Origin of the sequence: Loigolactobacillus backii (assembly GCF_001663675.1) — a bacterium.
In the GTDB taxonomy this organism is placed as follows: Bacteria; Bacillota; Bacilli; order Lactobacillales; family Lactobacillaceae; genus Loigolactobacillus; species Loigolactobacillus backii.
The window spans coordinates 1,314,706-1,339,873 of the sequence record NZ_CP014873.1 but is presented as its reverse complement, the minus strand read 5'-3'; the positions used below and the strand labels follow the sequence as shown (position 1 = coordinate 1,339,873).

At 40.9% G+C, this 25,168-nt stretch carries 22 protein-coding genes; 7 read left to right on the top strand and 15 right to left on the bottom strand.

Annotation, left to right across the window (positions count from 1 at the left end):
• Nucleotides 1-162 precede the first annotated feature (162 nt).
• The 3 genes from AYR53_RS05815 to AYR53_RS05805 all read left to right on the top strand — a co-directional run bounded on the left by AYR53_RS05815 (nt 163) and on the right by AYR53_RS05805 (nt 3,504).
• Nucleotides 163-816 carry a VTT domain-containing protein gene (locus tag AYR53_RS05815; RefSeq protein WP_068225541.1) on the top strand — a complete coding sequence of 218 codons (654 nt, stop codon included), beginning with the start codon at nt 163-165 and terminating at the stop codon, nt 814-816.
• Between the two features lie 274 nt (nt 817-1,090).
• The gene (locus AYR53_RS05810; RefSeq protein WP_068477254.1) at nt 1,091-2,926 is read left to right on the top strand and encodes a cation:proton antiporter family protein; all 1,836 of its coding nucleotides are present in this window, start codon (nt 1,091-1,093) and stop codon (nt 2,924-2,926) included.
• Entirely contained in the window at nt 2,923-3,504 is a 582-nt protein-coding gene (locus tag AYR53_RS05805; protein WP_068225543.1) for a hypothetical protein, read from the top strand. The genes AYR53_RS05810 and AYR53_RS05805 overlap by 4 nt, the downstream gene beginning before the upstream one ends.
• A gap of 155 nt (nt 3,505-3,659) precedes the next feature.
• Here the strand turns inward: AYR53_RS05805 and AYR53_RS05800 are convergent, their stop codons facing one another.
• Together AYR53_RS05800 and AYR53_RS05795 are read right to left on the bottom strand one after the other, a co-directional pair.
• Nucleotides 3,660-5,090, bottom strand: a complete 1,431-nt coding sequence (locus tag AYR53_RS05800; RefSeq protein WP_068281162.1) for a C69 family dipeptidase — start codon at nt 5,088-5,090, stop codon at nt 3,660-3,662.
• A 12-nt stretch (nt 5,091-5,102) separates the two neighbouring features.
• Nucleotides 5,103-6,119, bottom strand: coding sequence for a DUF1002 domain-containing protein (locus tag AYR53_RS05795; RefSeq protein WP_068225545.1), 1,017 nt, complete (start codon nt 6,117-6,119; stop codon nt 5,103-5,105).
• 213 nt (nt 6,120-6,332) lie between these two features.
• Here AYR53_RS05795 and AYR53_RS05790 point away from each other — a divergent pair, with 213 nt between their 5' ends.
• Both AYR53_RS05790 and AYR53_RS05785 read left to right on the top strand, forming a co-directional pair.
• Nucleotides 6,333-7,241, top strand: coding sequence for a proline-specific peptidase family protein (locus AYR53_RS05790; RefSeq protein ID WP_068281163.1), 909 nt, complete (start codon nt 6,333-6,335; stop codon nt 7,239-7,241).
• A 79-nt stretch (nt 7,242-7,320) separates the two neighbouring features.
• Nucleotides 7,321-7,986, top strand: a complete 666-nt coding sequence (locus tag AYR53_RS05785; RefSeq protein WP_068225547.1) for a histidine phosphatase family protein — start codon at nt 7,321-7,323, stop codon at nt 7,984-7,986.
• Nucleotides 7,987-8,229: 243 nt separating this feature from the next.
• Here the strand turns inward: AYR53_RS05785 and AYR53_RS05780 are convergent, their stop codons facing one another.
• The 4 genes from AYR53_RS05780 to AYR53_RS05765 all read right to left on the bottom strand — a co-directional run bounded on the left by AYR53_RS05780 (nt 8,230) and on the right by AYR53_RS05765 (nt 13,631).
• Nucleotides 8,230-9,045 (bottom strand): pyruvate, water dikinase regulatory protein, encoded by an 816-nt coding sequence (locus tag AYR53_RS05780; RefSeq protein ID WP_068225548.1) that lies wholly within the window; start codon nt 9,043-9,045, stop codon nt 8,230-8,232.
• 140 nt (nt 9,046-9,185) lie between these two features.
• Nucleotides 9,186-9,821, bottom strand: a complete 636-nt coding sequence (locus AYR53_RS05775; RefSeq protein WP_068225549.1) for a helix-turn-helix transcriptional regulator — start codon at nt 9,819-9,821, stop codon at nt 9,186-9,188.
• Between the two features lie 135 nt (nt 9,822-9,956).
• Complete coding sequence (gene ppdK / locus AYR53_RS05770; RefSeq protein WP_068281164.1) at nt 9,957-12,608, bottom strand: pyruvate, phosphate dikinase; 2,652 nt, start codon at nt 12,606-12,608, stop codon at nt 9,957-9,959.
• Nucleotides 12,609-12,938: 330 nt separating this feature from the next.
• On the bottom strand, nt 12,939-13,631 hold the full coding sequence (locus AYR53_RS05765; protein WP_068225551.1) for an O-methyltransferase: 693 nt from the start codon (nt 13,629-13,631) through the stop codon (nt 12,939-12,941).
• Between the two features lie 113 nt (nt 13,632-13,744).
• On the opposite strand from AYR53_RS05765, the gene cbpA reads away from it, so the two are divergent.
• Nucleotides 13,745-14,383, top strand: coding sequence for a cyclic di-AMP binding protein CbpA (gene cbpA, locus AYR53_RS05760; RefSeq protein WP_068281165.1), 639 nt, complete (start codon nt 13,745-13,747; stop codon nt 14,381-14,383).
• 420 nt (nt 14,384-14,803) lie between these two features.
• Nucleotides 14,804-16,075: an ISL3 family transposase gene (locus tag AYR53_RS05755; RefSeq protein WP_035457977.1), complete on the top strand. Its 1,272-nt coding sequence runs from the start codon at nt 14,804-14,806 to the stop codon at nt 16,073-16,075.
• A 146-nt stretch (nt 16,076-16,221) separates the two neighbouring features.
• Here the strand turns inward: AYR53_RS05755 and AYR53_RS05750 are convergent, their stop codons facing one another.
• The 9 genes from AYR53_RS05750 to htpX form a co-directional block, all read right to left on the bottom strand.
• Nucleotides 16,222-16,578, bottom strand: coding sequence for a type II toxin-antitoxin system PemK/MazF family toxin (locus AYR53_RS05750; protein WP_068281166.1), 357 nt, complete (start codon nt 16,576-16,578; stop codon nt 16,222-16,224).
• A 21-nt stretch (nt 16,579-16,599) separates the two neighbouring features.
• On the bottom strand, nt 16,600-16,848 hold the full coding sequence (locus AYR53_RS05745) for a hypothetical protein (protein WP_068225554.1): 249 nt from the start codon (nt 16,846-16,848) through the stop codon (nt 16,600-16,602).
• 109 nt (nt 16,849-16,957) lie between these two features.
• On the bottom strand, nt 16,958-18,067 hold the full coding sequence (gene alr, locus AYR53_RS05740; protein WP_068281167.1) for an alanine racemase: 1,110 nt from the start codon (nt 18,065-18,067) through the stop codon (nt 16,958-16,960).
• Complete coding sequence (gene acpS, locus AYR53_RS05735; protein ID WP_068281168.1) at nt 18,067-18,426, bottom strand: holo-ACP synthase; 360 nt, start codon at nt 18,424-18,426, stop codon at nt 18,067-18,069. The genes alr and acpS overlap by 1 nt, the downstream gene beginning before the upstream one ends.
• A 194-nt stretch (nt 18,427-18,620) precedes the next feature.
• Nucleotides 18,621-20,174, bottom strand: coding sequence for a degradosome RNA helicase CshA (gene cshA / locus AYR53_RS05730; RefSeq protein ID WP_068225557.1), 1,554 nt, complete (start codon nt 20,172-20,174; stop codon nt 18,621-18,623).
• A 488-nt stretch (nt 20,175-20,662) separates the two neighbouring features.
• The gene (locus tag AYR53_RS05725) at nt 20,663-22,042 is read right to left on the bottom strand and encodes a UDP-N-acetylmuramoyl-tripeptide--D-alanyl-D-alanine ligase (protein ID WP_068281169.1); all 1,380 of its coding nucleotides are present in this window, start codon (nt 22,040-22,042) and stop codon (nt 20,663-20,665) included.
• A 21-nt stretch (nt 22,043-22,063) separates the two neighbouring features.
• Complete coding sequence (locus tag AYR53_RS05720) at nt 22,064-23,137, bottom strand: D-alanine--D-alanine ligase family protein (protein WP_068281170.1); 1,074 nt, start codon at nt 23,135-23,137, stop codon at nt 22,064-22,066.
• 25 nt (nt 23,138-23,162) lie between these two features.
• On the bottom strand, nt 23,163-23,936 hold the full coding sequence (locus AYR53_RS05715) for a hypothetical protein (protein WP_068225560.1): 774 nt from the start codon (nt 23,934-23,936) through the stop codon (nt 23,163-23,165).
• A 330-nt stretch (nt 23,937-24,266) separates the two neighbouring features.
• Nucleotides 24,267-25,166, bottom strand: coding sequence for a zinc metalloprotease HtpX (gene htpX, locus AYR53_RS05710; RefSeq protein ID WP_068281171.1), 900 nt, complete (start codon nt 25,164-25,166; stop codon nt 24,267-24,269).
• Between the last annotated feature and the right edge of the window lie 2 nt (nt 25,167-25,168).

The following is a 25,168-nucleotide window of genomic DNA, read 5'->3' as shown; positions in this document are numbered from 1 at the left end:
CGTTTGAATCAACTAGTTGTTAAACAGTATGCGACCTCGTTTAAGTACAACTGTTAGTTATAAATTTTTGTTTAAATCATGCCTATTTTTTACGTTTGGCGTTGCACCATTTGCTATAAACAGTGTACTCTAGAATTAATGTTGTTGATGAGGAGGGATGACTTGGTACACACATTAATTTACGGCCTAACCCACTTGGAGTCTGTCCTATTGCCGCTTTTTCAATATTTTGGTCATTACAGTTACGCCATTTTATTCTTAATGATTTTTATTGAAACCGGCCTAGTCATCTTTCCTTTTTTACCTGGTGAATCGGTTATTTTTATTAGCAGTACTTTAGCAGCACGTAATGGCTTCTTTCTTGATATGCAATTACTCTTTTTAACGTTCTTCTTTGCCGCATTAATCGGCGACACCGTTAATTTTGAAATTGGCCGGCACCTTGGACGTTTAAGGTTTATCAAGCGCCATATCAAAGATGATCAACTTGAGCACGCTTCTGCTTTTTTTATTCGGCATGGTGGTAAAACAGTGATCTTCGGCCGTTTTGTTCCAATGATTCGAACCTTTATCCCGTTAATTGCGGGTATATTCAAAATGAGCTACCGCCGTTTTATTCTATATAACTTTCTTGGTGTTTTAATTTGGGTATCCAGTGGTTCACTTTTAGGGTACTACTTTGGCAGTTTGCCCTTAGTTCAAAATCACTTTTCATTAATCTTATTGAGTGTCGTTATTGTTGCCTTAATTCCTGGTTGCACAATTGGCATTTATAATCTCATTAAAAAACACCACATTAAAAAAATGGATGATTAGGTAACGTTAAATGGTACTTTTTATTCTACTACGAAAAATAGTTGGAGCTTTCAAGTAGACAGAAGTCAGTTTTGGCGCATATTCTAAAGTAATGTTCGGAAAAATAAGAGACTAGGGCCGTTGTCCTGGTCTCTTAATTTATGGCCCAACTATTTTAGTTAGTATCTGCCAAGGAGATGCTTTAAGGAAGATGCTCATCCTTTAGTCATTCATTTTTATTTGTGCCATTTTTCTCTAAAATGTTATGATAAAAACAAAAAAGAGGCGTAAAGCAATGGCACAACTATCACTACTGATCGTATTACTAGCAGCATTAATGACACCATTATTCATGGCACGCTTTAAAATCACGTTAGTGCCAACAGCTGTGGCCGAAATTATCGTTGGTATTATTTTAGGTAAGAGTTTCTTGAATCTGGTTCATTTTACGGCAAACCTGCGGGAATTATCTAGTCTCGGAGTGATTATTCTTATCTTTCTTTCTGGGATGGAAATCGACTTCAATTTATTTCGACCGCAAAAGCCAATTGGTAATGCTAAGCCCGCAAAGTGGACTCCTGTCAAATTGGCCGTTGGTGCTTACACTGGTATTGTCATTACTTCTGCACTTTTAGGCTGGTTACTTCATTTGACTGGTTTGTTCAACGATATTTTACTGGCTACCATTATTTTCTCTACCATCGCTTTAGGCGTGGTTATCGCTGCTTTAACCGAAAAAGAACTTTTAAGTAAGGCGTTTGGCCAAACAATTTTACTTACTGCCGCGTTAGGCGAAATTGTGCCATTACTCGCATTGACTGCCTACGCTTCAATTAACGGTGGTCAATCTAAAAGTTTGTGGTTAGTTCTTTTGATTTTTCTTGCCGCAATTTTTCTTTTATTACGTTTTCGCAGTATTCACCAATTCTTTTCACGAATTGATAAATCAACAACCCAATTGGATATTCGGCTGGCATTTTTCCTGATCTTCGCGTTAGTCACAATTGCGGAAAGAGTCGGTGCCGAAAATATTTTAGGCGCCTTTTTGGCAGGTATTGTTATGAAACTACTGCAGCCTAGTGACGCGACCCGGGACAAGTTAACGTCAACTGGCTACGGCTTTTTCATTCCGATCTTTTTTATTACTACCGGAGTAAAATTAGATCTGCCCAAACTATTATCAAATCGACAATCATTAGTTTTAATTCCCGTCTTTTTTGCTTGCTTCATGCTTGCTAAGATTATTCCGGTATTTTTCTATCGCCAACGGTACACCACTAAAAATGCTTGGGCCGGCGGCTTTCTTGCCTCCACCACAATTACGGTTGTGATCCCAACTTTAACCGTTGCGCAAAACCTACACGCAATCACAAGCCAACAAGCGGGTGCTTTTATTTTGGCTGCTGTCATTACTTGTATCTTCTCGCCAATTATTTTCAACAAACTTTACGCACCAGAAAAAGAAGATTTGGTTAAAACCCGCGTAACCTTTATCGGTACAAATCTACTAACTATTCCGGTGGCGCAACAACTATCTAAGGGCTGGTATGACATTAAAATGTTTACCACGATACCTAAAAATTATCATACGTACAACAGTGAGGCCAACGTTGAACTTCTTCCTGACCTTGATGAACAAACGCTGCTGGATGCCGACGCTTTTAATACTGATATTATGGTTTTAGGCTATTTTGACTATAACTTAAACTTTCGCACTGCTCAGACCGCCAGCAAACATAATGTTCCCCGAATTATTGCCCGGTTTGAAGAAAAAAACGTTGCGGATAATAAGGACGAGATCCTAAATCAGCAAGGAGTTGAATTGTTTAACTCCTTTGACGTTAATATTAGTTTGCTCCGCGGAATGATTGAATCGCCTTCCACCTTGAAACTGCTAACTGACACTTCTGCTGGCCTTTATGAGGTAGCGGTCCAAAATCGGCGCTACGCAGGAATGGAATTGCAAAATTTACCGTTTATTAATAGTATTACGATCAGTCGAATTTATCGTAATGGCCTATTTATCGCCCCTCACGGCGACACTTTTATAGAAAAGGGTGATCACTTGATTTTTACTGGCGATAAGGCCGATGTTCCAGAAATTCGACATCAATTGAGTATCAAGAATTGATGTTTAAACGGGCTTTAAAATTAACCCTAATTGGCCTGCTACTATTAACGTTATCTGGCTGTAGTTCATCAAATTCACAGCGGCAAACTAGCCAATCCAGCACTAATTCACCCGTTAAACAAAATCAACCAAAGAATATTTTTACAGCAAAAGTGGGCCTTACGCAGGCAGTTGAGTTGTTTAACCAAAAACAACCTAACGCCACCTTACTACAAGTTACTTTACAACAAGAGCACCACACTTATACTTACCACCTGATCGGGCGAGTACACCAACGCTTCATCAAAATGACCGTTAGCGCTATGCAGCCAAACACGGCTAAGGTCACTCACCAAGCAAGTTCAAGTACCTTAAAAAACGCCGAACCTTTAAACTTAACCGGCGTTAAATCATTAAAAATAATGAATATGATTGCTCATAATCAGGTAAAGGATGGTAAATTGTTGCGCTATACTTTGGGCAAGGCTAACAGTGTCACCTACTACGACCTAACGTTAAAAAGTCCAAGTGTCGGTACCGTCCAATTACGACTAGATGCCAAAGCAGGCGATATTTTGCAACGAAATCAATTACACTAAAAAAGTGTCTCAAAAGTCGCGGTTATTGGATTAGCCTACGTTACGCAGTAAATCCAAAACCAGCTTTTGGCCTTTTTTTCATTGTAAACAAAAAAGTTCTGCTGTTAATCGATTTTTCATCGATTAACAGCAGAACTAAGCTTAGATTATTTTAATTACAAATTTTTATCCATGGCAAAAGTTAGTTTCGACAGGGCTGAATTCTTAATAACCAATTCGCCAAGAAAGGCCTGCGTCTTAGTCATGAATTGCTGTGTCATTTCCTTGTTAGCTTGCGTTAATACGGTTGAAATAACATTGTCCGGTAGCAATTCACTTAGGTGATCAGTAGCCGTAACGTGCTGCAACGCTATCCGTTCACATTCGGTAAGAAAATCGACTACTGTTGGTGCCAGCTTTAAATAATGTGGCTCAACTAAGACCGCCAAAACACGATATAGCCAGTAGGCGCTACTTAGCGTCACTTTAGCCGGCGTCTGGGCGTAAGCCTGTGGAATTACCGTACTGTTACTATAAAAAGGGACGTACGGACTAAACGCACTAATGCCAAAGGCCACCCATTGAATGGCCGCCAATGCTTCAGGTTTATCCGCCCTGATTTGTAAGATGTGTGAATTTTGTGTTCGGGATAAGGAAATTGCGCGGTACTTTTCTCGACTATTTTGGTCTCCTGTTGTTCCCAGCGGATCATACCGCGTTCCATTATAGTGGGAACGTAAAACTCGTTGAATATCCGCCAAACTGAGCCGCTGGTCGGGATACTGAACAAATGGTAAATCAGTGGCCTCCGGTTGCTGTATCACCGTTGGCGTCAGTACTCGCTGTCCTTCCCAAACTCGCGGTGAATTATAGTGAACATCTTCTTGTGTTTGGGTCCCAAAAATCACGCGAAAATTAAACGTTGCTGGTCGTGGATTTAAATGATTCAGCACTACAAAATCTTGTAACCCAGGTGCCGTGATAAAGTTTTCCTGATCAGCAAAATTAATCTCTTGAATCGCCAATTGGTTGGCCACAACTGCATAAGCGTTGCTAGGAATTCGTTGGGCCACCCACTGATGTCCAGTAGCAATTTCCATATACCAAACTTCGCTGGCATCACTAAAAAGAACCCCGTTAGTTTCGGCCGCGCCAGATTGAGTGACAATTTGGCCTAGGCGTTCAACACCAGCCCGGGCCGATTTGACGAAAGGTAAAACCACGCTGACCATTGCGTCTTCTGCAATCCCGTTACCAACTAACGGATCAGCCGCCAAAACTTGATTATTGGCGTAGGCACTCTCCGTGGCGCTCATTGCGACATTATGCCCATTAATTCCCGATTCCTCGTACAATCCCGCACTGGCATCCCGATCAGGTGTCGCCGTATAGCGCAGTGCCGGACCGTTAAGTAGCCACCTAAATCCATTATTGGCTGATACAAAATACTCAGAATGATAGTCTTTGGCCGCACGAATAATTAGTCGTTTCGGAGCTATTGCAACGTAATTATCTTCATTACGGGCGATTATTGTGGAACCATCAATTGTTGCATCCTTACCTACCAAAATCGAGGTACACGCTGCATGTGTCATTCGTTTATTCATTTGCCAACCTCACTAAAAAATACTATTCCAAAGGTTCTTAACCCAATTAACAAAACGTTGCCACCAGCTAGAATTTTGGGCGTTCTGCAAAACGCCACCCACTTTATTTAAAGTACTATTAATACTCGACTTAGCTTTATCCAACTGATTCATACTAGATTTATCTAATACACCAGAAGTTGACTGGTATTTTTGAGCCAAATTAACAATCTTGGTAATGTTTGTTTGGCTAATTTTACCCTCCAAATGATTATCCTTAATCGAATTATTAACAATCGTAGTAATCTGGGTTGTGTTGGCCGTCTTACCTTCGTTCTTCAAATCTGCCAGCTGCTGCTTGATATCAGTTAACACATTGGCCAATTGCAGTTTAATTTTTGTCGTGTCGGATTTATTCTCGCTACTACTTTGATTAGGATTTTGCTGTTCATTTTCTTGAGCCGCATCTTGAGCAACGTCATTCGTCGTTTCCAATTCCTGTTGGCCTAAGGCTGCCCGGGTTGGATCAACTTTTTCACCATTAACATCAAAGGCCTTATAAATTCCAGTCAAGGCACTTTCCCCGGTCACCGGTTTAACACTGGCCACTTCAATGGTTGCGTCCTTAATTCCCGCTGTGATCAACGGATTTTTATATTCATCGGCCGTAATTTGTGTAATATCACTTGGTGTATCAATTTTTACAGTAATCCCATGACCACTATCCTCACGGGTGACAAGCACTGAGGAAATCATTACACTAGTATCGCCGGAACCAGAACCGAGGTAATGAACAAGATCTTGCCCAGTCACACTTTCCGTCGTTACTTGATCCGATGAAATATTCATGATCTGCATTGTTTGCTGCACCTGATCCTGTGTGAGACCACCACCATAAATAAATGTTGGTTTCCCCCAGCGCTCGTTGACTACCGAACTTGAACTAGTGGTGGTTGTATCGTCCGCCTGCACTGTAGTAGTGCGCCATAAGAACAACCCACCAACAAGAAGCATAGCGACACCTAACCATTGCTGCCATTTTCTACTCATAACTTCTTACTCCTTCTATAACTTAATTTAGTCCCGTTCCCTTATCTTTCATTATACCTGAAATTGACCAGTAAGCCGATAGCTTAGTGATCTCTTAAGCACTTTTAAAAAAACTTAGACAGTGTGATCGATTTCTGTAATTAGCCGTCTCTTTTTCCTTCGCTTACGATTGTGCTAAGATAGACATATTATATAGAGGAATTAGGTGATAGTATGGCAGAAAATGGAACACACATTATTACGTTGGAGAATGGTTACCATCTCTGGACGCACACTGATGGCACTGGCGACATCAAACTTCTCACACTTCACGGTGGCCCTGGTGGCAATCACGAATATTACGAGAACTTCGCGGATAAATTAGCCCCAATCGGCGTGCAGGTTTCAATGTACGATCAGCTTGGTTCGTGGTACTCTGACCAACCTGATTTTAATCAAAAAGCAAATCGCGATCGTTTTTTGACTTACGATTATTATTTGGATGAAGTAGAAGAAGTTCGCCAGAAATTAGGTTTAGATAATTTCTATCTAATTGGCCAATCTTGGGGTGGTGCCCTGACCATGCTTTACGCATTAAAGTACGGCCAACACTTAAAGGGAGCCATCATCTCTAGTATGGTGGATAATATTGATGAATACGTCACGCACATTAACCAAGTACGTGAAGAGGCTTTACCTGCTGATGCCGTTGCTTACATGCAAGATTGCGAAAACCGCAATGACCTCGACAATGAACGTTATCAAGGTTACGTTGATATTCTCAATAAGGGTTACGTTGACCGTAAACAGCCACCGGCAATTAGCCACTTGGTTGATACAACAGCAACGCCCGTCTACAATGATTTTCAAGGTAATAATGAATTCGTTGTGACTGGTAAGCTAAAGTCGTGGGATATTCGTGATCAAATTAAAAACATCAAGGTTCCGACACTATTAACCTTTGGTGAACACGAAACAATGCCATTAGCGACAGCAAAACGAATGGCGGAACAAATGCCTAATGCTCGTTTAGTGACAACCCCTAATGGTGGTCACCACCACATGATCGATAATGCACCAGTTTACTTCGAACACCTGACACAGTTCATTCAAGATGTTGAAGCTGGTACTTTTAAACCTTAATTAAAAATAGCGCGAAAAAAGTAATTTCTGCTTTTCGCGCTATTTTAGACATTTTATTTAATTTGGAGGTTAACGCAACATGAAAAATTTGACGGTCTACCTTGTACGTCACGGCCAAACTTACTATAATCGCTACAATCGCATGCAAGGCTGGGCGGACTCCCCGCTAACTGAACAGGGTATCCAGGACGCCGAAAATACAGGTAATCGCTTGGCACAACTCAAATTTGCCCGAGCTTATTGCAGCGATACCGGCCGTGCACGTAATACGGCCCGCCTTATTTTAAGGGCCAATGACTCCTCTTTAATAACTGAACCAGAAGAAACTAGCTATTTTCGTGAGCAATTCTACGGTTATTTTGAAGGTGCCAATTCTTCAGAAACCTGGTACATGGCCGGTTATCCGCACGGCTGCAAAAACTTCGCCGAAATTATTACGAACTACTCAATTGATGCTTCAAAGGATTTTATGAAGGAAGCTGATCCTTTTCATGACGCCGAAAACAGCACTGAATATTGGCATCGCCTTTTACAGGGAATTGCTAAAATTCGTGAAGAAAATCAGACGGACACTAACGTTTTACTGGTCAGTCACGGGACTACAATTCGTAGCATTGTTGGCAAATACGGCACCAACCAATTTGATTTAACCAAAAGTCCATTAAACGGTAGTGTCACCAAGTTACGCGTAAGTGATACGGATATTGCGGTTGACTACTATAACCGAATTGAAGGTCAACTTTAAAATAATAAACATCAAAGGAGTGCATCAAAAGTCGATTTTAGGTTCACTGCGTGGCGTAGGCTAATTCAATAACCATAGTACGTTTATTGAATTAGTTGTAGTTAAGCACGTGAGCCAGACTTTTGGCGCACGTTCTAGAGCAATGTTCGGAAAAAGCAAGCGGCCAAGACAGAAGTCCCAGCCGCTTGCTTTTTCGAATATTATCGTCAAAATATGTTCCACAAGACAACGTTTGAGTGTCCTTTAATCACTTTGGGCTTTTCTTGCCGCTAAAATTACGGCCGCCGTTTCTTCAACTGAACGTACAGTTGTATCAATGGGTTCTATTTTTAATTGTGAAAATAATTGATCGGCGTACTGCAATTCGGCCCTAATTTGTTCTAAATCTGTATATTGATTGGCCTTGGCTAATCCCATACCGGCCATCCGTGTTTGCCGAACGGATTGCAACCGTTTAGGATCAATCGTTAAACCGACCAATTTTTCCTTTGGCCAGCTAAGAAGATCTTCGGGCAGTGGTGTCCCGGGAATTAACGGTAAGTTTGCTACCTTCAACCGTTGATTTGCCAAGTATAGGCTAACTGGTGTTTTTGCCGTTCGCGAAACACCTAGTAGAATTAAATCGGCCTTCAAAAAGCTTTGTAACTGTTGTCCATCATCATGAGCAACGGCAAAATCAATTGCGGCGACCTTCTTTAAATAATCTTGATTAATCGCGTGACGAATACCAGGCTTACGAATCGGTTGCTCTTGCGTTAATCCAGCTAATTTGGTCATTAAGGGAGTCATGTAATCAACCAGCGTCATCTGGTGGGTAGAGGTGAAGTCCGTTACCCACTGAACAAGTTTCGGATCGACAAGTGTTATTGCAATAAGTGCTTTCTCGACTGCTGCCTCACGCATGATTGGTTCAAGCTCGTCAATTTCCGTTACAAACGGAAATATCTTAATCGTCGCCTCTACCGCTGGATACTGCAGCAAAGTTGCCTGAATAGCTCGTTGTGCCGTTTCACCTACTGAATCCGAAATGACGTAAATTTTGACTTGCTGTTTTGTCATCTAGCTTACTCCCATCTATCAACTAATCTAAGGCTAATCGTTTGAAACTTTAATTCTAGTAACGCCTTTAGACCTAACCGGATATTTTTTGAAACAATTTCTATCAACTAAATTAGTCTAATCATACCTAAAAGTGACCTCTAATCATATTTTTCATGTTCAATCTTCATTCCGACTTCCACAAAATACTGCATTATTTTAGTTTTAGTAACCTTACCGACAACCTTTTTACTTCGCTCGGCCAGTACTGGTAATGAATCAACCTGGTGCGACATGAGCAAATAACCTGCATCTAAGATTCGATCCTCCGCCGTAATTGTTGTAATATTTGGCATTCGGGTCATAATCATCGACGCAAAGATTTGTGTTAAATCCTGCGTATTCAAAGTAGCCCGTAGTAGATCCTTTCGCGAAATGACCCCTAACAATTGTTGCTCATCATCAGCAACATAGAGTGATCCAATGTCATACATGAACAACGTCGTAACCGCATCCTGTAGTGTTGTTGTCGGTTTAATTAAAACTGGTGTCAACATCACAGTTGCTACTGGCACTTCATATAATGTCTCAAAAGTTAACGGATTAGCGTGTTGACCAGAATAAAAATACCCCACTTTTGGTTTAGCATCTAGCATCCCTGTCATCGTTAAAATTGATAAATCATTCCGCAGAGTTGGTCGCGTTAAGTTAAGGTGTTGGGCAATTTTATTACCACTAATTGGTTGTTCATTTTTAACAATCTCAATAATTTCCCGTTGCCTTTTTGTAAATTCCACGCTAATTGCCGCCTTATCTTAATTTCACTACTGTCAGTATAACTGATTAAGGAGCGACTTAAAAGGCGGGTGAGCGTGGCAAAATATACTTTTACCATACTCGCCTGCCCTTTAAATTACGCTCGCAATAATATATTAATGTGTTGTTGGTGTTGACTTAGCAAAACTTGGTTGGTGGCGGCGATTAATTGCTGCCTGCGCACTGGCCAAGACTGCAACGGGAACTCGGTATGGTGAGCACGAAACGTAGTCAATTCCAATCGCATCAAAGAATTTGATTGATTCGGGATCGCCACCAAGTTCGCCACAAACACCAATTGGCAATGAGCGTTTTTCTTTACGACCACCATTAACCGCCATCTTCATTAAGGCGCCCACACCTTCTTGATCAAGCGATTTAAATGGGTCGGCCGGTAACAAGCCTTTTTCAATATAATCAGGCAAGAAACTTCCACTGTCATCACGTGAAAAGCCATAAGTTAGTTGGGTTAAATCATTAGTCCCAAAACTAAAGAAATCGGCCTCTTGCGCAATTTGATCAGCAACTAGACAAGCACGGGGCATTTCAATCATAGTCCCGATCTGATAATGAAGTGGCTGCTTTGTGGTCGCGAACACTTCATTCAGTTTGGCGACTAAACGATCCTTAACCCAACGCATTTCAACTAGCGAACCAATTAATGGAATCATGATGTGCGGTTTAACGTTAATGCCTTCAGATCGAACCTGCAACGCCGCATTTGCAATCGCAGTGACCTGCATTTCATAAATATCCGGATAAGTAACAGCCAAACGACAGCCACGGTGACCAAGCATCGGGTTAACTTCCTTTAATTCAGCAACCCGATTACGTAATTTATCTACCGAGACGTTCATGGCAGTAGCGACTTCTTTTAATTCTACCTCATCATGGGGCAGGAACTCGTGTAATGGTGGGTCCAGTAGCCGAATCGTCACGTTCTTGCCTTCAGCCAAACGATACAAGGCAACAAAGTCCTTTTGCTGCATTTCACGTAATTTATTCAATGGGTCAATTCGATCATCCGCCGTTCGGGCAATGATTAACCGACGCATCTGAAATAATCGTTCGGACTTAAAGAACATGTGCTCAGTTCGGGTCAATCCAATTCCCTTGGCCCCAAACCGTAATGCCTGTTCAAAATCGGCTGGTGTATCAGCATTAGCAAAAACGTCAACGTTCCCATTTTTCTGCGCCCACTGCAGAAATTTTTGTAAATTAGGATCTTGTGCTGCCTTTGTTGTGCTTAAAATACCGGCATATAATTTACCAGTTGTTCCATCAACAGATAAATTATCGCCTTCATGAAAAGTTTGTTCACCAATTTTAACTGACTTGTCGGATTCAATTGTAATTGCTGCACAACCAACAACGCCACATTTACCCATTCCCCGGGCAACAACAGCCGCGTGGGAGGTCATGCCACCACGACTCGTCACAATTGCTTCACTAACAACCATGCCTTCAATGTCTTCGGGAGAAGTATCTTGCCGAACAAGAACAACTTGATGACCTGCTTCGTGTGCTGCCTTGGCCGAAGCTGCCGTAAAGTAAATCTGACCACTAGCGGCCCCTGGACTTGCAGGTAGGCCCTTAGCAAGTGCAGCTTTGCCCTTTAAATCGTCGACCGCAAATTCTGGATGCAGTAGTTGCGTAATTTGTTCTGGATCAACTCGCATCAATGCCTCAGCTTCACTGATTTTGCCTTCTTCAACTAGGTCAACGGCAATTTGAACAGCAGCCTTGGGTGTTCGCTTACCATTTCGTGTTTGTAAGAAGTAAAGTTTACCGTGTTCAATCGTAAATTCGACGTCTTGCATATCACGGTAATGATTTTCTAATTCTTGCACGCTATCAACAAATTGTTGGTAAATTTCTGGATCTGAATCGGCCAACTCATGAATTGGTTGCGGTGTCCGTAAACCAGATACAACATCCTCGCCCTGTGCATTCTTTAAGAATTCACCAAACAGCTTGGCCTCTCCAGTAACTGGATTACGTGTAAAAGCAACGCCGGTACCACTATCCTGGCCGCTATTACCAAAGGCCATCATTTGAACGTTAACGGCCGTACCAAGAGTTTCGGGAATACCGTGTAACTTACGGTAAACTTTGGCCCGATTATTCTGCCAAGATGAAAAGACGGCGTCAACGGCCAGTTGCAGTTGTTCGTGTGGATTTTGTGGAAACGCCTTATGCTCAGTGGCCGTATATAGTGCCTTAAATTGTTGTGCTAATTGTTTTAGATCGGCAGTTGTTAATTCTAAATCTGATTGATAATGTTTGGCCTGCTTAAGTTTGGTCATTTCATTATCAAAAGTCTTCTCAGGAATTCCAAAAACAACATTGCCAAACATTTGTAGCAAACGGCGATAACAATCCCAGGCAAAACGTTCGTTATTAGTCTGTTTAGCCAAACCAAGTACGGTCTGATCATTTAATCCAAGATTCAGAATTGTATCCATCATACCTGGCATTGAAATGGCCGCACCACTGCGGACAGAGACCAATAATGGATTGGCCGTATTATCAAATAACTTACCGGTTTGTTCTTCTAAGTGTTGTAACGCGTCTTTCAATTCTTCTTCTAATTGTGACGTCATATTGTTATTATTTGTCTGATATTGGTGACATGCATCAGTTGTGACGGTGAAACCACTAGGTACTGGTAAACCAAGACCAGTCATTTCGGCCAAGTTCGCGCCTTTACCACCAAGTAAAGCACGCATATCACGATTACCTTCAGCAAAGAAATAAATTTGTTTCATAAATGGACACCTCTATTAGTTTTATAGTACGTCATTAAATATATATGACATACTATAAAAATGCAAGCCTTTTCAATAAAGAAATAACTTAGTTTCCACTTACTTGTCGGCCATTTTGCTGTAATATCAAGCTTTTTGGTACTAAAAAGGCCTAGTCTAATTTCACTTTTTAAGGCTAAAATTAAACTAAGCTATTCTTTTTTTAATCGTTTGATGATATTAGTACGTCACTATTACCGTTATTCATAAATACTGATGGCACTAGCCATTAACAGCCTGCCCTATTAACTAACCTATCACTTAGCGAATAAAACTGTGCGCTATTTTGTATTAGTTAGGAATATGAAAGGGCCCTGCAGTTAACTTAGTAATCATTAACAAACCATCACCTAAAGGTAATAGGCTAGCCTGCAATTGTTCTTCACGAAAAACATAATCCAGTAATAAATTTAATTTACGGTGAATGGCATGATCACGATGCCGAATTGTCTTCGGTGAATCCAAAATTGTACCACCCTGCAAAATATCATCAATCAGTATGACACCACCTTGCTTAACCAAACGAAGACAATCAGATAAAAAGTCTAAATACTTTGCCTTGGCGCTATCCATAAAGACAACATCATAAATTCCTGTTAGATTGGGTAAAATTGTAGCGGCATCACCTGCCAACTGTGTCACCTGTTTACTAATATTTAACAGTTCAAAGTTGGCCTTTGCTCGTTCTTGCATGGTTGGAAAGCGATCAATTGTCGTTACATGCCCATTTTCAGGCATTGCAGTCAACATTAAGGCCGCCGAAAATCCAATCGCTGTTCCAACTTCTAAAACATTTTGCGGTTGCAGTGCCTTAAACAGTGTGCTAATAAAAGCCGCCGTTTCTGCCGGAATAATCGGAATTCCTTTTTTTCGCGCCACTGCTTCTATGTTACCTAATTGTCCGGTTAATGGCATTTGGCCGCGGCGTAAGTAGGCCAAAACTTCGTGGTCAATCACTGGCCGGTGCATCATTTCGTTACGCATTATTTCTCCTTTTTATGTGAAGATTCACATATTTATTGTGTTAATAGTCGCCTTTTTATGCTATGATTATTCAGTACAAAATGAGAAAGTTTTAATTTTGGAGGAATCATATAATGTTATTGGAATCATTAGTTCAACCTAAGGCTCAGCTAACTACCGTTGAGGAGTCAGCAACACTTGAAGAAGCACTTGAAATTCTCGAAAATTCAAACTTTCGCTGTGTGCCTGTTTTAGACGAATCAGGCAAGATTTTCCGTGGAAATATTTATAAAATGCACATTTACCGTCATAAATCACGTGGCGGCGACATGAGCTTACCTGTAACTCATTTACTAAAAAATGCAACTAAGTACATTAATTTGGATGCACCATTTTTTAAAGTCTTTTTTACAATTAAGGATTTACCTTACATAGCCGTTTTGAATGAACACGGCTATTTTTACGGTATTTTAACCCATAACCACTTACTGGGCATGCTTTCCCAATCTTGGAACGTTAAAGTTGGTAGTTACGTGATTACAGTCACCTCTCCAGATGGACGTGGTGAGTTAACCGACATGTCACGGATCATCACGCGCTACGTCTCCATCGCTAACTGCCTAACACTAGACGCCACAGAAGGTGATTTAGTTCGGCGGACGCTTTTTACACTACCTGAAGGTACTTCTGAAGCAACTTTACAAAAAATTATTGACCACTTACAACGAAAGGGATTTGAAGTAATAGAAGTTGAAAATCTTCAAACTGAATAGCTAATAACTATCAAAAAGTTGGGTCCCTTGGCCAACTTTTTTTATTTGGAGAATGTCGTAAAAGAGGTTCATTCTACTTCGTAATTAAAAATTATGACCGCTTGAAATTATTGATAACAATACTGCTTTGACAATATTCAAGCATATTTACCGAAAATTTATAATAAAATAGATTTAAACATTCCAGAAAAACTTCGTTCAATAATAACGTAGCGCAGACCTTTAATTTAATCAAAAAAATACGAGTCAAAAAGCTACCGCACAACAAGTGGTTCTACAATATCTGTTGTTGGTAATAGATTTTCATCTATTACTGATGACAGATTTTTTATTTATGGCTAGAATAAAAAAGCGGACATTTCCTGTCCGTTCATCCAAGTCAACCACCACGAAGATTTTTCAGAAAGAAGGAAATGCCCTATGTGTCATGATACTACAAAATTATTATTAGGAATAGCTGACGAGAACCTAAAAATTACTGACGGTGAAACTGGAGAAGACGGGGTTATTCGCTTAACTGGCCACTTGGATTACACGCCGAAGGCTTGTCCCAAGTGCGGGATTATCAATGATCAAAAGATTATTAACTACGGCTGGCGCAATACCACTATCAGATTCTCGAAGGTTCTGAGCAACACCGTCATCTTAGCCTTAAAGCGCCGCTATTTCCACTGTAAAGAATGTCACGGCAACTTTCTTGCACAAACAGTGGCAGTTCCGAAACACTGTACAATTTCAAACACCAGCCGCAAAGAATGCCTAGAGAAGCTCGGTGAACCGGTCTCTTTGAAGCACATTGCCAATGAAGTATCGGCATCAGATTCATTTGTGGGCCGCCAGTTAATGCGCGCTGAACGAGACTTTCAAACCAATTGGCACTATTTACCAGAGATCATCTTAATGGATGAGGTGAAGAGTACCAAGAGCGCTACTGGTGCCATGAGCTTTGAGTTCATGAATGGCGAAACCCATGAATTAATCGACTTACTCCCTTATCGAACCATCAATAAACTAGAGAAGTATTTTTACCGCTTCGATCAAGCTGCCCGAGAAAACGTCAAAATTATTGTGACTGATATGAATTATACCTACCCCAAGCTTGTGCAGACCGTGTTCCCCAATGCCATGGTGGTCATGGACAAGTTTCATATTATCAACGCCCTAAATCGGGCGTTTAACAAAACCAGAATCAAGGTGATGAAGAAGTTTACCCCGTCTTCTCGCGAATTTCACGCCCTTAAGCGCTACTGGAAGCTGTTGTTAGTACCAACTGAACAGCTTAACTTTGAACAATTCAAAAAGTGGACTAATTTTCCTTACTGGATGGCTGCCACCGATGTTGTCCATCAGCTGTTATCGTTGGATTCAGAACTAGAACAAACTTATCAAGTCTTAAACAGCGTCCGGTCAGCTGTCCAACATCAAGATTGGCATAACTACAATGCGGCATTTTGGAATAACAAAACGTATTCTGAAGAAATGAAGAACACGATTAAAACACTTGAAAGCCATCATGATGAGATTCGTAACACCTTTACCACACACTATTCAAATGGTCCTTTGGAAGGTTCTAATAATAAAATCAAGGCGATCAAACGAGCCAGTTTTGGCTATCGCAGCTTCTGGAGGTTTAGAACTCGAGTACTATACGTTTTCAAAATCAAAACAAAAAGAGCCCTAATCACGAAGTGATTAGAACTCGAAATATGGATTCACCAACAACAGTTGACGAAGAGCCCAACAAGTCAACTTCAGCCATTCAATTGGTTCTTCGCTGAGTTAAACTATGCCGCTAAAAGTAACGTTTTACCTCGCTCTAGAAAATAGATAATAGCAGTTTAAATACTTTTAAGACCTACGCTTACCGCAACTGCACTATCAACCTTGGCCATTAAATCATCAGCCAAATGTGCCACCTTATCGCGTAGACGTTGTTTGTCAATTGTTCTAATTTGTTCTAACAAGATTACTGAATCTTTTTCAATGCCAGTCTGTTTGGCCGTTATACCTACATGTGTTGGCATTTTGGGCTTTTGGATCTTGGCAGTAATCGCCGCAACAATGACAGTTGGGCTGTAATGATTACCAATATTATTTTGGACCACTAATACTGGTCGCATTCCACCTTGTTCTGAACCAACGACTGGTGAAAGATCTGCATAAAAAATATCCCCGCGTTTTACAACTGGATCCATAGATGCCTCCCGACGACACTCCTAACGGATGAGCTGATCCGCCTCACATTCACACGGACTGAATTCACGCGCAATCTCTGCGTTTAAATGTCCCATCTCAATATAACCGTTGATGAGAGTGTCAAGTTTCTGTTGGTGGATTTTAAAGAATTCCATCATAGCACCATTTACTAAGTCATTTTCATCCACCGAATAATATTCACAGTATGCGTCGATTTTTTTCTTTGTTTGTTCATCAAACGCAACGAACTCTTTGGTCTTTAATTCCATCGTCATGACCTCCATCACATTAGTTCACGGGATATTCATCATATCTTCATAATCTTAACATGTTTTAGGAGACATTTAAATGGGCATAAGGTTACAGCAATATTACGTTTTAATTCTGGTACGTTCTTGGTACCCTTGTTGCGAAACCGCAAGCAATTTCGTAATGAATTGTTTCAGCGTAAGTAGCCACATCTTGTAATGTAATAGCGTGTAAACCATTTTGACCAACTAAAGTAACCTTGGTTCCCACTGCCAATTCTTTTGGCAAGCGCACCATTAATTGATCCATACAAACACGCCCCACAATTTCACAGTACTCACCGTTAATCAGAACGTGAAATCCTTGCATTCGCCGGGGCCAACCGTCGGCATAGCCAATTGGAATTGTTCCAATCCATTCATCTTTAGTCGCCTTATAGGTTGCACCATAACTGATACCATCACCAGCGTGTACTTGCTTGACAAAATTCAATGTAGATTCAAGCCGCAATGCTGGTTGCAGTGAATAAGGTGGCCTTAATTCGCCGCCAGAGGGATTCAATCCGTACATTGCGACGCCAAAACGAATGACATTACCGTTACAGGCCGCATGCCACAAACTCGTTGCCGAATTAGACACGTGGACGTAATGCGGCCGTTCTTTTAAACTTGCCATTAACGTATTGAATTTCTTGACTTGCCCTTCAAAATAAGCCGTATCCGCCTCATCAGCAGTTGCAAAGTGCGTAAAAATACCGGCCAAATTAAATTTACTGTGTTCAGTTATGTATGCCTCGGCCGCCTGAAGTTGGGCAGGTGTTTGAAACCCAATTCGGCCCATTCCTGTATCTAAAGCAAAATGAACTTGAAGTACTGTTTGATGTAATTCCGTTGCTGCTGTCTCCAGCCAAGCTAAAGAACCGACTGTTAATGAAATCTGCTGGCTAGCCGCCAATTCTGCTGCTTGTGGCTCAGTAATACCCAATACCAAAATAGGTTCAGTAAATCCAGCCGCGCGCAGTGCTAACGCCTCATCAAGAATTGCCACACAAAAGCCAGTTGCACCGGCGGCCTGGGCCACAGTAGCAACTTCCACCATGCCATGACCATACCCGTTAGCCTTTACAACCGCCCAAATTTCAGTATCATCGTTTAAACGCTTCATTTCCTGCCGAATATTAGTCTTAATTGCTTGGCGATCGATCACTAATTTTGTCGGCCGGTGTGTTCCAATCACCATTATTCTAACCTCTTTTCTAAAACAACTTCGGTCATGACCAGCGTATCAGTATGCGAGATTGAAACAAACGCATTACCATCAAAAGGATTTAACGTAATTTCTGGCTTACCTATAGCATTATCTAAAATTTCAATATCTTGGAAACTGGTTTTTCCAATTCCCGATCCTAGGGCCTTACCAAAGGATTCTTTAGCAGAAAAACGGCCAGCTAAAAATTCCGCCTGACGTTTAGTCGAGAGCGTGTTAAAGATAACTTGTTCATTTGCCGTTAAAACACGCTGGACAAACCCTGGATTCTTTTGGCGGGCCGCCTTAATCCTTGCAATATCTGTGATGTCTACGCCAATTCCAAAAACCATAATTGCGCTCCTTATGTATAACATTAGTAACTTAGTAAATGATGGTTACTATTTATTTTACCAAATTTTTCAGCAAATAGTAGTAATAAGTAATGAGTTATAGCGAATTCTATGCATTAAAAAAGTGATCAACATGAAAGTTGATCACTTTTTTATCTCATTTTAAGAAAATAACTGGAAAACGTGCCTACTTATTAAGCATGTTCATGAACGGTGTAGTTCCGGCGACCGCCTTTACTTGCACCCTTCTTTGCGTAACGTTTATTACGATCATAGTGGTTATCACTACTACCACTACCACCGCGTCGATGATCGCCACCGCCATTACGACTACCATGGTTGTTACCACCACGATATGATGACCGATTGCCACCACGATAACCACCGCCACGACGATTTCGACCGCCACCGCCATGTCCACCACGATTTGGTAATGGACGTTCTGGTGTAATCTTAACGGGTACTGATGAAGCATCATCTTTACTAATTGACTTCAAGAAAGCTGAAACCAATTGTAACGGCGTATAGTCATTCATCAATTCTTCTGCCTGGGCCTCATACTTGGTTAAATCATTACTATCAATCAATTTATGAGCTTCTTCGACAGCCGATGAGATTTGACCGTTAAATGCTTCCTTAACGGTTGGTGCCTTTAATGGATTCATCTTTAGACGAGTTAACTTTTCAATGGTCCGTAAGTAACTCATTTCATTCGGCGTAACAAAGGTAACTGAAGTTCCCTTATGGCCTGCACGAGCAGTACGGCCAACCCGATGAACATAACTATCTGGATCCTGAGGAACATCATAGTTATAAACGTGAGTAACACCAGAAATATCTAAGCCACGAGCAGCGACATCGGTTGCAACTAAAATGTCTAAACGGCCAGCCTTAAACGAACGTAAAACGCTCATCCGTTTTTGCTGTGATAAATCACCGTGAATCCCTTCAGCGTTATAGCCACGTGCACGTAGACCTTTAGATAATTCATCAACCCGACGTTTTGTTCGTCCGAAAACAATTGCCATTTCAGGTTCTTGAACATCAAACAAACGCGTCATCGTATCAAATTTTTCGTATTCTTTAACTTGAACAAAATACTGATCTAAGAGATCAGCCGTTAATTCTTTAGCTTTAATCTGAACCGTTTTGGGATCGTGCATGAAACGGTCAGCAATTTTTTTGATTGCAGCAGGCATTGTTGCAGAGAACAATAATGTTTGGCGATCTTCTGGAACTGCCTTAATAATCTTCTCAATATCTTCCACAAAGCCCATATCAAGCATTTCATCGGCTTCATCCAAAACTAAAGTCTGAATGTGGTCCAAACGAAGTGTTTTACGATTAATATGATCTTGCATTCGTCCAGGTGTACCAACAACAATCTGTGGGTGCTCTTTTAAGGAACGAATTTGACGACCAATATCAGCGCCACCATAAACCACTTGGACTTTAACCTTTTTATCTTGACCTAAATTATAGAGTTCTTCTTGGGTTTGAACTGCTAATTCACGTGTTGGGGAAATGATTAATGCTTGAACGTTAGGGTTCTTTTTGTCAATTTTTTGAATAATTGGTAAACCAAATGCCGCGGTCTTACCGGTACCAGTTTGAGCCTGGCCGATAACATCTAAGCCATCTAATACCATAGGAATCGTTTCAGCCTGAATTGGTGTTGCCTCTTCATAGCCTTGACGACGAATTGCTTTTAATATGTCTGGTTCTAAACCTAGATCTGTAAATTTCAAATAAGTTCCTCCTCGGGTTCTGTTACACATTTGCAAAACAGTTCCCGATCCCAAAACTCGTCTGCCTTGCAAATAATTTCCTGCTTAATTTCGCATCTTATCTATCCTATCACGAAAGTTCGTCCATGACAAATAAATAGTTAATAAAGTTTTCATGAAAATATGAGATTAAATTGGTCCTTAATTAAAATACCATGTTGAAACTTGATTTACCCAATAAATAATACTGTAGGGAGCGGGACAAAAGTCGGTTTCGGATTTACTGCATAACGTAAACCCAGACTTTTTGGCGTACGTTCTAGTGGAGTGTAGCACTCATATTTAAATTATATTGCTAATAGGTTTAAATATGGTCGCTAAGCTGCGCTAGAAAGTGTTTAAAAAAACAGATTTACACTAATATTGGTCAAAGAAACACAAGTAAAAATAGTTTATCGCAATTGCAATATTAGAATTAAGTGTTCCTGCTTAATTTATTCGTCTGCGATTTACGCTAATTCTAATTGCTTTAAAACCTCATCCAAATGCATCCCATTACTAGCTTTAAGTAATACTGCGTCATCAGGATGAATTTGGGCAACTAACTCACTGATCATTAATTGTTTTTCCGTCTTCTTAAAATAATGAACATGTTCTTGGTAAGTAGGATTACGCTTTAACTCATCGGCTAGCGGTTTAATCTCATCACCGTACAGATAGATCCCCGTTAACTTATCCGGTCGAATGGCAGTAGCGACACTTCGATGCAGCGTCGCCGATTGATCACCCAATTCTAACATATCACCAAGTACAGCAATCCGCCGGCCAGTGACGGGCACTTCTTGAAAAGCCGTTAAAACTGCCTTCATGGCCGTTGGATTAGCATTGTAGATATCACTTAAAATCGATTCGCCCTTAGCCCCTGTTAGCCACTGGGTACGGTTCTTAGTTAAACTGAAATGGGCCAAGGCAGTCCGCATCTCTTCAGGTTTAATTCGTAAAATCTGACCAACACTAATGGCCGCCATTGCGTTATTCACGTTATAGGCGCCTAGCAACGGAATTGTAAACATCATTTCTGGATAAGTGGCCAACGTAAAACTAGTTTGATCCTTGGTTGTTTCAATTGTCATCGCACATAAATCATCACTTTTTTTATTACCAAAGGTTAGTTGATTTTGTGAAACCGACTTAGCTCGTTGCCGTAAAAGTGGTTCATCCCCATTATAAATAAAGTAACCATCTTCTTTAAGACCATTAGTAATCTCCATTTTTGCATCAGCGATCTTATCTCGTGTCCCAAAAAATTCAATGTGTGCTTCGCCAATCATAGTTATCAAAGTAATATCTGGTTCGACTAACTGACTAAGAAAATCAAGCTGGCCCGGTCGATCCATTCCCATTTCTAAAACAAGAATTTCAGTATTGGTTTCCATGCTTAAAATTGTTGTCGGCACACCAATTTCATTATTATAGTTACCTTGCGTTTTGTGAACGTTAAATCTTTGACTCAAAATAGCCGCAATCATATCCTTAGTTGTGGTTTTCCCATCACTGCCAGTTACGGCAATCACCCGTGGATTAACTTTCACTAAATAATATTGCGCCAACTTTTGTAATGCTTTTAATGGATCAGCAACTTCCAACACCGGAAAATCAGTTGGCTCTCCTACGTGCCCACTTTGCCAGAAGGTTGCAACTGCACCATGTTCTCGCGCGTTGGCCAAATAATCATGACCATCGTTAGCGCCAACAAGCGGAATGAAGAGCGCACCTGACGTTAATTTTCTTGAATCAAAGGCAACGCTTGAAATTTCGGTTCCTGCCCACTGACTTATATCATTCTTCGCTTGAACTGCGTTAGCAATCTCCGCAAGCTGCATTTTCATTATGACTTCCCTCTCTCAATCCTATTTCTTTTGATTTGGTTGTTGCCGAAACTTTTCTAAGGCTAATTCTAGTAATTCTTCCACTAATTGTGCAAAGGACATTCCTGCCGCTTGCCATAATCGAGGAAACATAGCATCGGTTGATAAATCAAGAACGGTATTAATTTCATTTAAAAAAACATCACCATTAGCGGTTAAGAAAAAGTCACAACGTGCCAAACCGTGACCACCAATAATTGCAAATGCCCTTTTAGCATAATCCTGCATTGCCTGTTGCGTTTTCGAATCAATATCTGCAGGAATAGCTAGTGTTGGCCTTTTCGTTGCAAATTTACTGCTATAGTCAAAAAAGAGGCCATCCTTCATAATCTCGCCGGCCGGGGTTACATCAATTTTACCATTTCCAAGTAAACCGACTTCAAGTTCCCGTGCCTCAATTCCTTGCTCAATCAAAATTCGCTGATCGTACCGAAAAGCTACCTTGATTGCTTCAACCAATTCATCCCGGTTAGCAACTTGGCTAATGCCGACACTAGAACCACTGTTAGCCGGCTTAACGTACATTGGGTAAAGTAAAGAGCCTTCCGCCCGGGTCAAAATCACCTCAGAATTGGCTAGCCAGTTATTTTTCAAGACAGCAACGTAAGGAACCTGGGGCAAATTGATTTGCTGAAAAATCATCTTACTAGCAATTTTATCCATCCCCACCGCACTAGCAAGAACGCCATCACCGACGTAGGGAACCCGTAACGTTTCTAATAATCCCTGCAATTTACCGTCCTCACCATTCTTGCCTTGGACTAGCGGAAAAATAATTGCATCGGCCGCTTTGAAACGGTCAAATTTAAAAGGTATCCCACTGGATTTTTTTTGTTCGCTCAAGCGCGAAGTAAGTCCCTGCTTAAGTTGTAAATTAAGTTGCTGCCGAACAGGCGCAAATAGTTCTGGCCCCTGTAACCACAAGCCATCCTTTGAAATATAGATTGGAATAACTGAATATTGTTGATAATCAATGGCCTGTGTTACAGCAAATGCCGAAGCAATTGAAATTTCATGCTCGGCACTATGACCACCATAAATTAAGTAAATTTGCATAAACTATCCCCCACACACTAAAACACTAAAACAAACCTTGACTAGAAAATGCGGCCTCATTAAAAACTGATAATCGCCATTTCTGTAGTGATTGATCATAAATCAGCTCGGCAACCTTCTCTTGAACGTTATTGGTCCAGGCATCGTTAACGGCTCTAAACCGCCCGGTTAAACCATAAATTGGAATGTGAATTTCTTTTTGTAAAAACCCGATTTCTTCAAAAGAAAAAAGTGCCCCGTCAATAAAGAGCGGCTGAAGTTGTTTTAAAATTATTGGATCAATATTCGGAATCGTTGACCGCCGTCTAAATAGAAAACGGGCCTCAGGTAATTGTTCCTGTAAATGTCGCTTAAGACTCCGATTGAGTACTCGGTAAAATTGTTCTAAATAGCGATAATATGTCTTTACCGTTTGATCAGGCAAAGTTAAATAAACGTAATTATTTTGTAACTTATAATAAAAAGGTGATTCCAAATGTGTATAAGCGTGCCCTAAATAGAGTAGTTGCGACACTTCAATTGGCGTTAGCTGTTCTAAATAAAGTGATTGTTCGAAATCAATCCATTTATGAACCGTTATTTTGCGATCATCAAAGTAGTCTAAAATATCATCAGTACCACCAATAACATTAAAACCTGTATGTGAATCAACATTATCGTTTGGGTCCACTGCCGTTAATAACAACAAGTGGCTAGGCAGGCGCTTTAATGCGCCAGCAAAGTCCTGCAGACTAATCCCATAGGATAAAATCAAATTAGAAACCGTTTCTAAATGGATATAAATAATATCTGCACTCATAATCTCACCCCACCCACACAACTAAAACAACTGATCTATCTACCTTATTTTACTACGAAATTAGAAGAAAAGGTTGTGTCAAAAATTAATTTGACCACAACCTTTTTTATAGCTACAAATGTTTCAATGATCACGTACGTTAAAAAGGGTAAATTGAGGCTGGAACAAAAAGTCCTAACCTCCTTTTTATTTCCGAACATTGTTCTAGAACGTACGCCAGAAGTCCGGGTTTACTGCGTAACGTAAGCTAATTCAATAACCATAGTACGGTTATTGGATTAGCTTACGTTACGCAGTAAACCCAAAACCGACTTTTGTTACACTCCCAATTTATAAATGTTCCAAACGATTAATTCGCTGTTCAATTGGCGGATGTGTTGTAAATAAATGCGTCAATGAACGTTTTTCTTTAAATGGATCAGCAATATAAAGAGCGGCACTAGCCGAATCCGCCTGTTTCATCGGCTTGCTATTACCAATTTTTTGTAGCGCCGTAATTAGGCCCGTTGGATTACGCGTTAATTCAACGCTAGAAGCATCCGCTAAGTATTCCCGATTACGCGACAAGGCCATTTGAACAAGACTTGCCGCTATTGGCGCCAAGATAACAACAACGATTGAGCCAATTAATAAAATAATCTGCCCCGAATTACCTTCGTTATTATTACGACTTCGCCGGCGGCCACCGCCCCACCAAAAGGAGCGCATTCCAATGTTAACCAATAACGAGATAGCAGCGGTCAAGGCCATGGCAATCGTGGCCAAGCGAATATCATAATTTCGAATATGCGAAATCTCATGGCCAATAACGCCTTCCAATTCCTCACGATCCATCATAGCCAACAAACCAGTTGTGACGGCCACGGCAGCGTGTTTCGGGTCATTACCGGTAGCAAATGCATTGGGACTCGAATCAGTCACAATAAATACTCGTGGCATTGGTACCCGTGCAACCATGGCCATATCTTCAACAATATGCCATAGTTGCGGGTACTGCTCAGTGTCAGTAACCTCGCGGGCGTGATTGAGACCCATGACGACTCCAGTTGAATTACCGACCATTACGGTAATATAAATGGCAGCAACGATAGCCGCCAAAACAATTCCCGGCAGACTACTTGAGAAAAAAGCATAGCCGACCGCAGCCCCAATGATAAGCAGTAAACAAAAGAAGCTAAGCATAACGAGCCAGGTCTTTCGTTTATTCTGCGCAATTTGCTGATATAACATTT

What these genes read in the sequence shown, in the direction of transcription:
- AYR53_RS05750 (WP_068281166.1), bottom strand. Translation starts at nt 16,578, where the DNA reads ATGGATCCAGTTGTAAAACGCGGGGATATTTTTTATGCAGATCTTTCA.
- AYR53_RS05810 (WP_068477254.1), top strand. Translation starts at nt 1,091, where the DNA reads ATGGCACAACTATCACTACTGATCGTATTACTAGCAGCATTAATGACA.
- AYR53_RS05715 (WP_068225560.1), bottom strand. Translation starts at nt 23,936, where the DNA reads ATGAGTGCAGATATTATTTATATCCATTTAGAAACGGTTTCTAATTTG.
- alr (WP_068281167.1), bottom strand. Translation starts at nt 18,067, where the DNA reads ATGGTGATTGGAACACACCGGCCGACAAAATTAGTGATCGATCGCCAA.
- AYR53_RS05795 (WP_068225545.1), bottom strand. Translation starts at nt 6,119, where the DNA reads ATGAGTAGAAAATGGCAGCAATGGTTAGGTGTCGCTATGCTTCTTGTT.
- AYR53_RS05785 (WP_068225547.1), top strand. Translation starts at nt 7,321, where the DNA reads ATGAAAAATTTGACGGTCTACCTTGTACGTCACGGCCAAACTTACTAT.
- AYR53_RS05745 (WP_068225554.1), bottom strand. Translation starts at nt 16,848, where the DNA reads ATGGAATTAAAGACCAAAGAGTTCGTTGCGTTTGATGAACAAACAAAG.
- AYR53_RS05720 (WP_068281170.1), bottom strand. Translation starts at nt 23,137, where the DNA reads ATGCAAATTTACTTAATTTATGGTGGTCATAGTGCCGAGCATGAAATT.
- AYR53_RS05780 (WP_068225548.1), bottom strand. Translation starts at nt 9,045, where the DNA reads ATGACAAAACAGCAAGTCAAAATTTACGTCATTTCGGATTCAGTAGGT.
- ppdK (WP_068281164.1), bottom strand. Translation starts at nt 12,608, where the DNA reads ATGAAACAAATTTATTTCTTTGCTGAAGGTAATCGTGATATGCGTGCT.
- AYR53_RS05790 (WP_068281163.1), top strand. Translation starts at nt 6,333, where the DNA reads ATGGCAGAAAATGGAACACACATTATTACGTTGGAGAATGGTTACCAT.
- cbpA (WP_068281165.1), top strand. Translation starts at nt 13,745, where the DNA reads ATGTTATTGGAATCATTAGTTCAACCTAAGGCTCAGCTAACTACCGTT.
- acpS (WP_068281168.1), bottom strand. Translation starts at nt 18,426, where the DNA reads ATGGTTTTTGGAATTGGCGTAGACATCACAGATATTGCAAGGATTAAG.
- AYR53_RS05725 (WP_068281169.1), bottom strand. Translation starts at nt 22,042, where the DNA reads ATGAAAATGCAGCTTGCGGAGATTGCTAACGCAGTTCAAGCGAAGAAT.
- AYR53_RS05755 (WP_035457977.1), top strand. Translation starts at nt 14,804, where the DNA reads ATGTGTCATGATACTACAAAATTATTATTAGGAATAGCTGACGAGAAC.
- AYR53_RS05765 (WP_068225551.1), bottom strand. Translation starts at nt 13,631, where the DNA reads ATGCGTAACGAAATGATGCACCGGCCAGTGATTGACCACGAAGTTTTG.
- AYR53_RS05800 (WP_068281162.1), bottom strand. Translation starts at nt 5,090, where the DNA reads ATGAATAAACGAATGACACATGCAGCGTGTACCTCGATTTTGGTAGGT.
- htpX (WP_068281171.1), bottom strand. Translation starts at nt 25,166, where the DNA reads ATGTTATATCAGCAAATTGCGCAGAATAAACGAAAGACCTGGCTCGTT.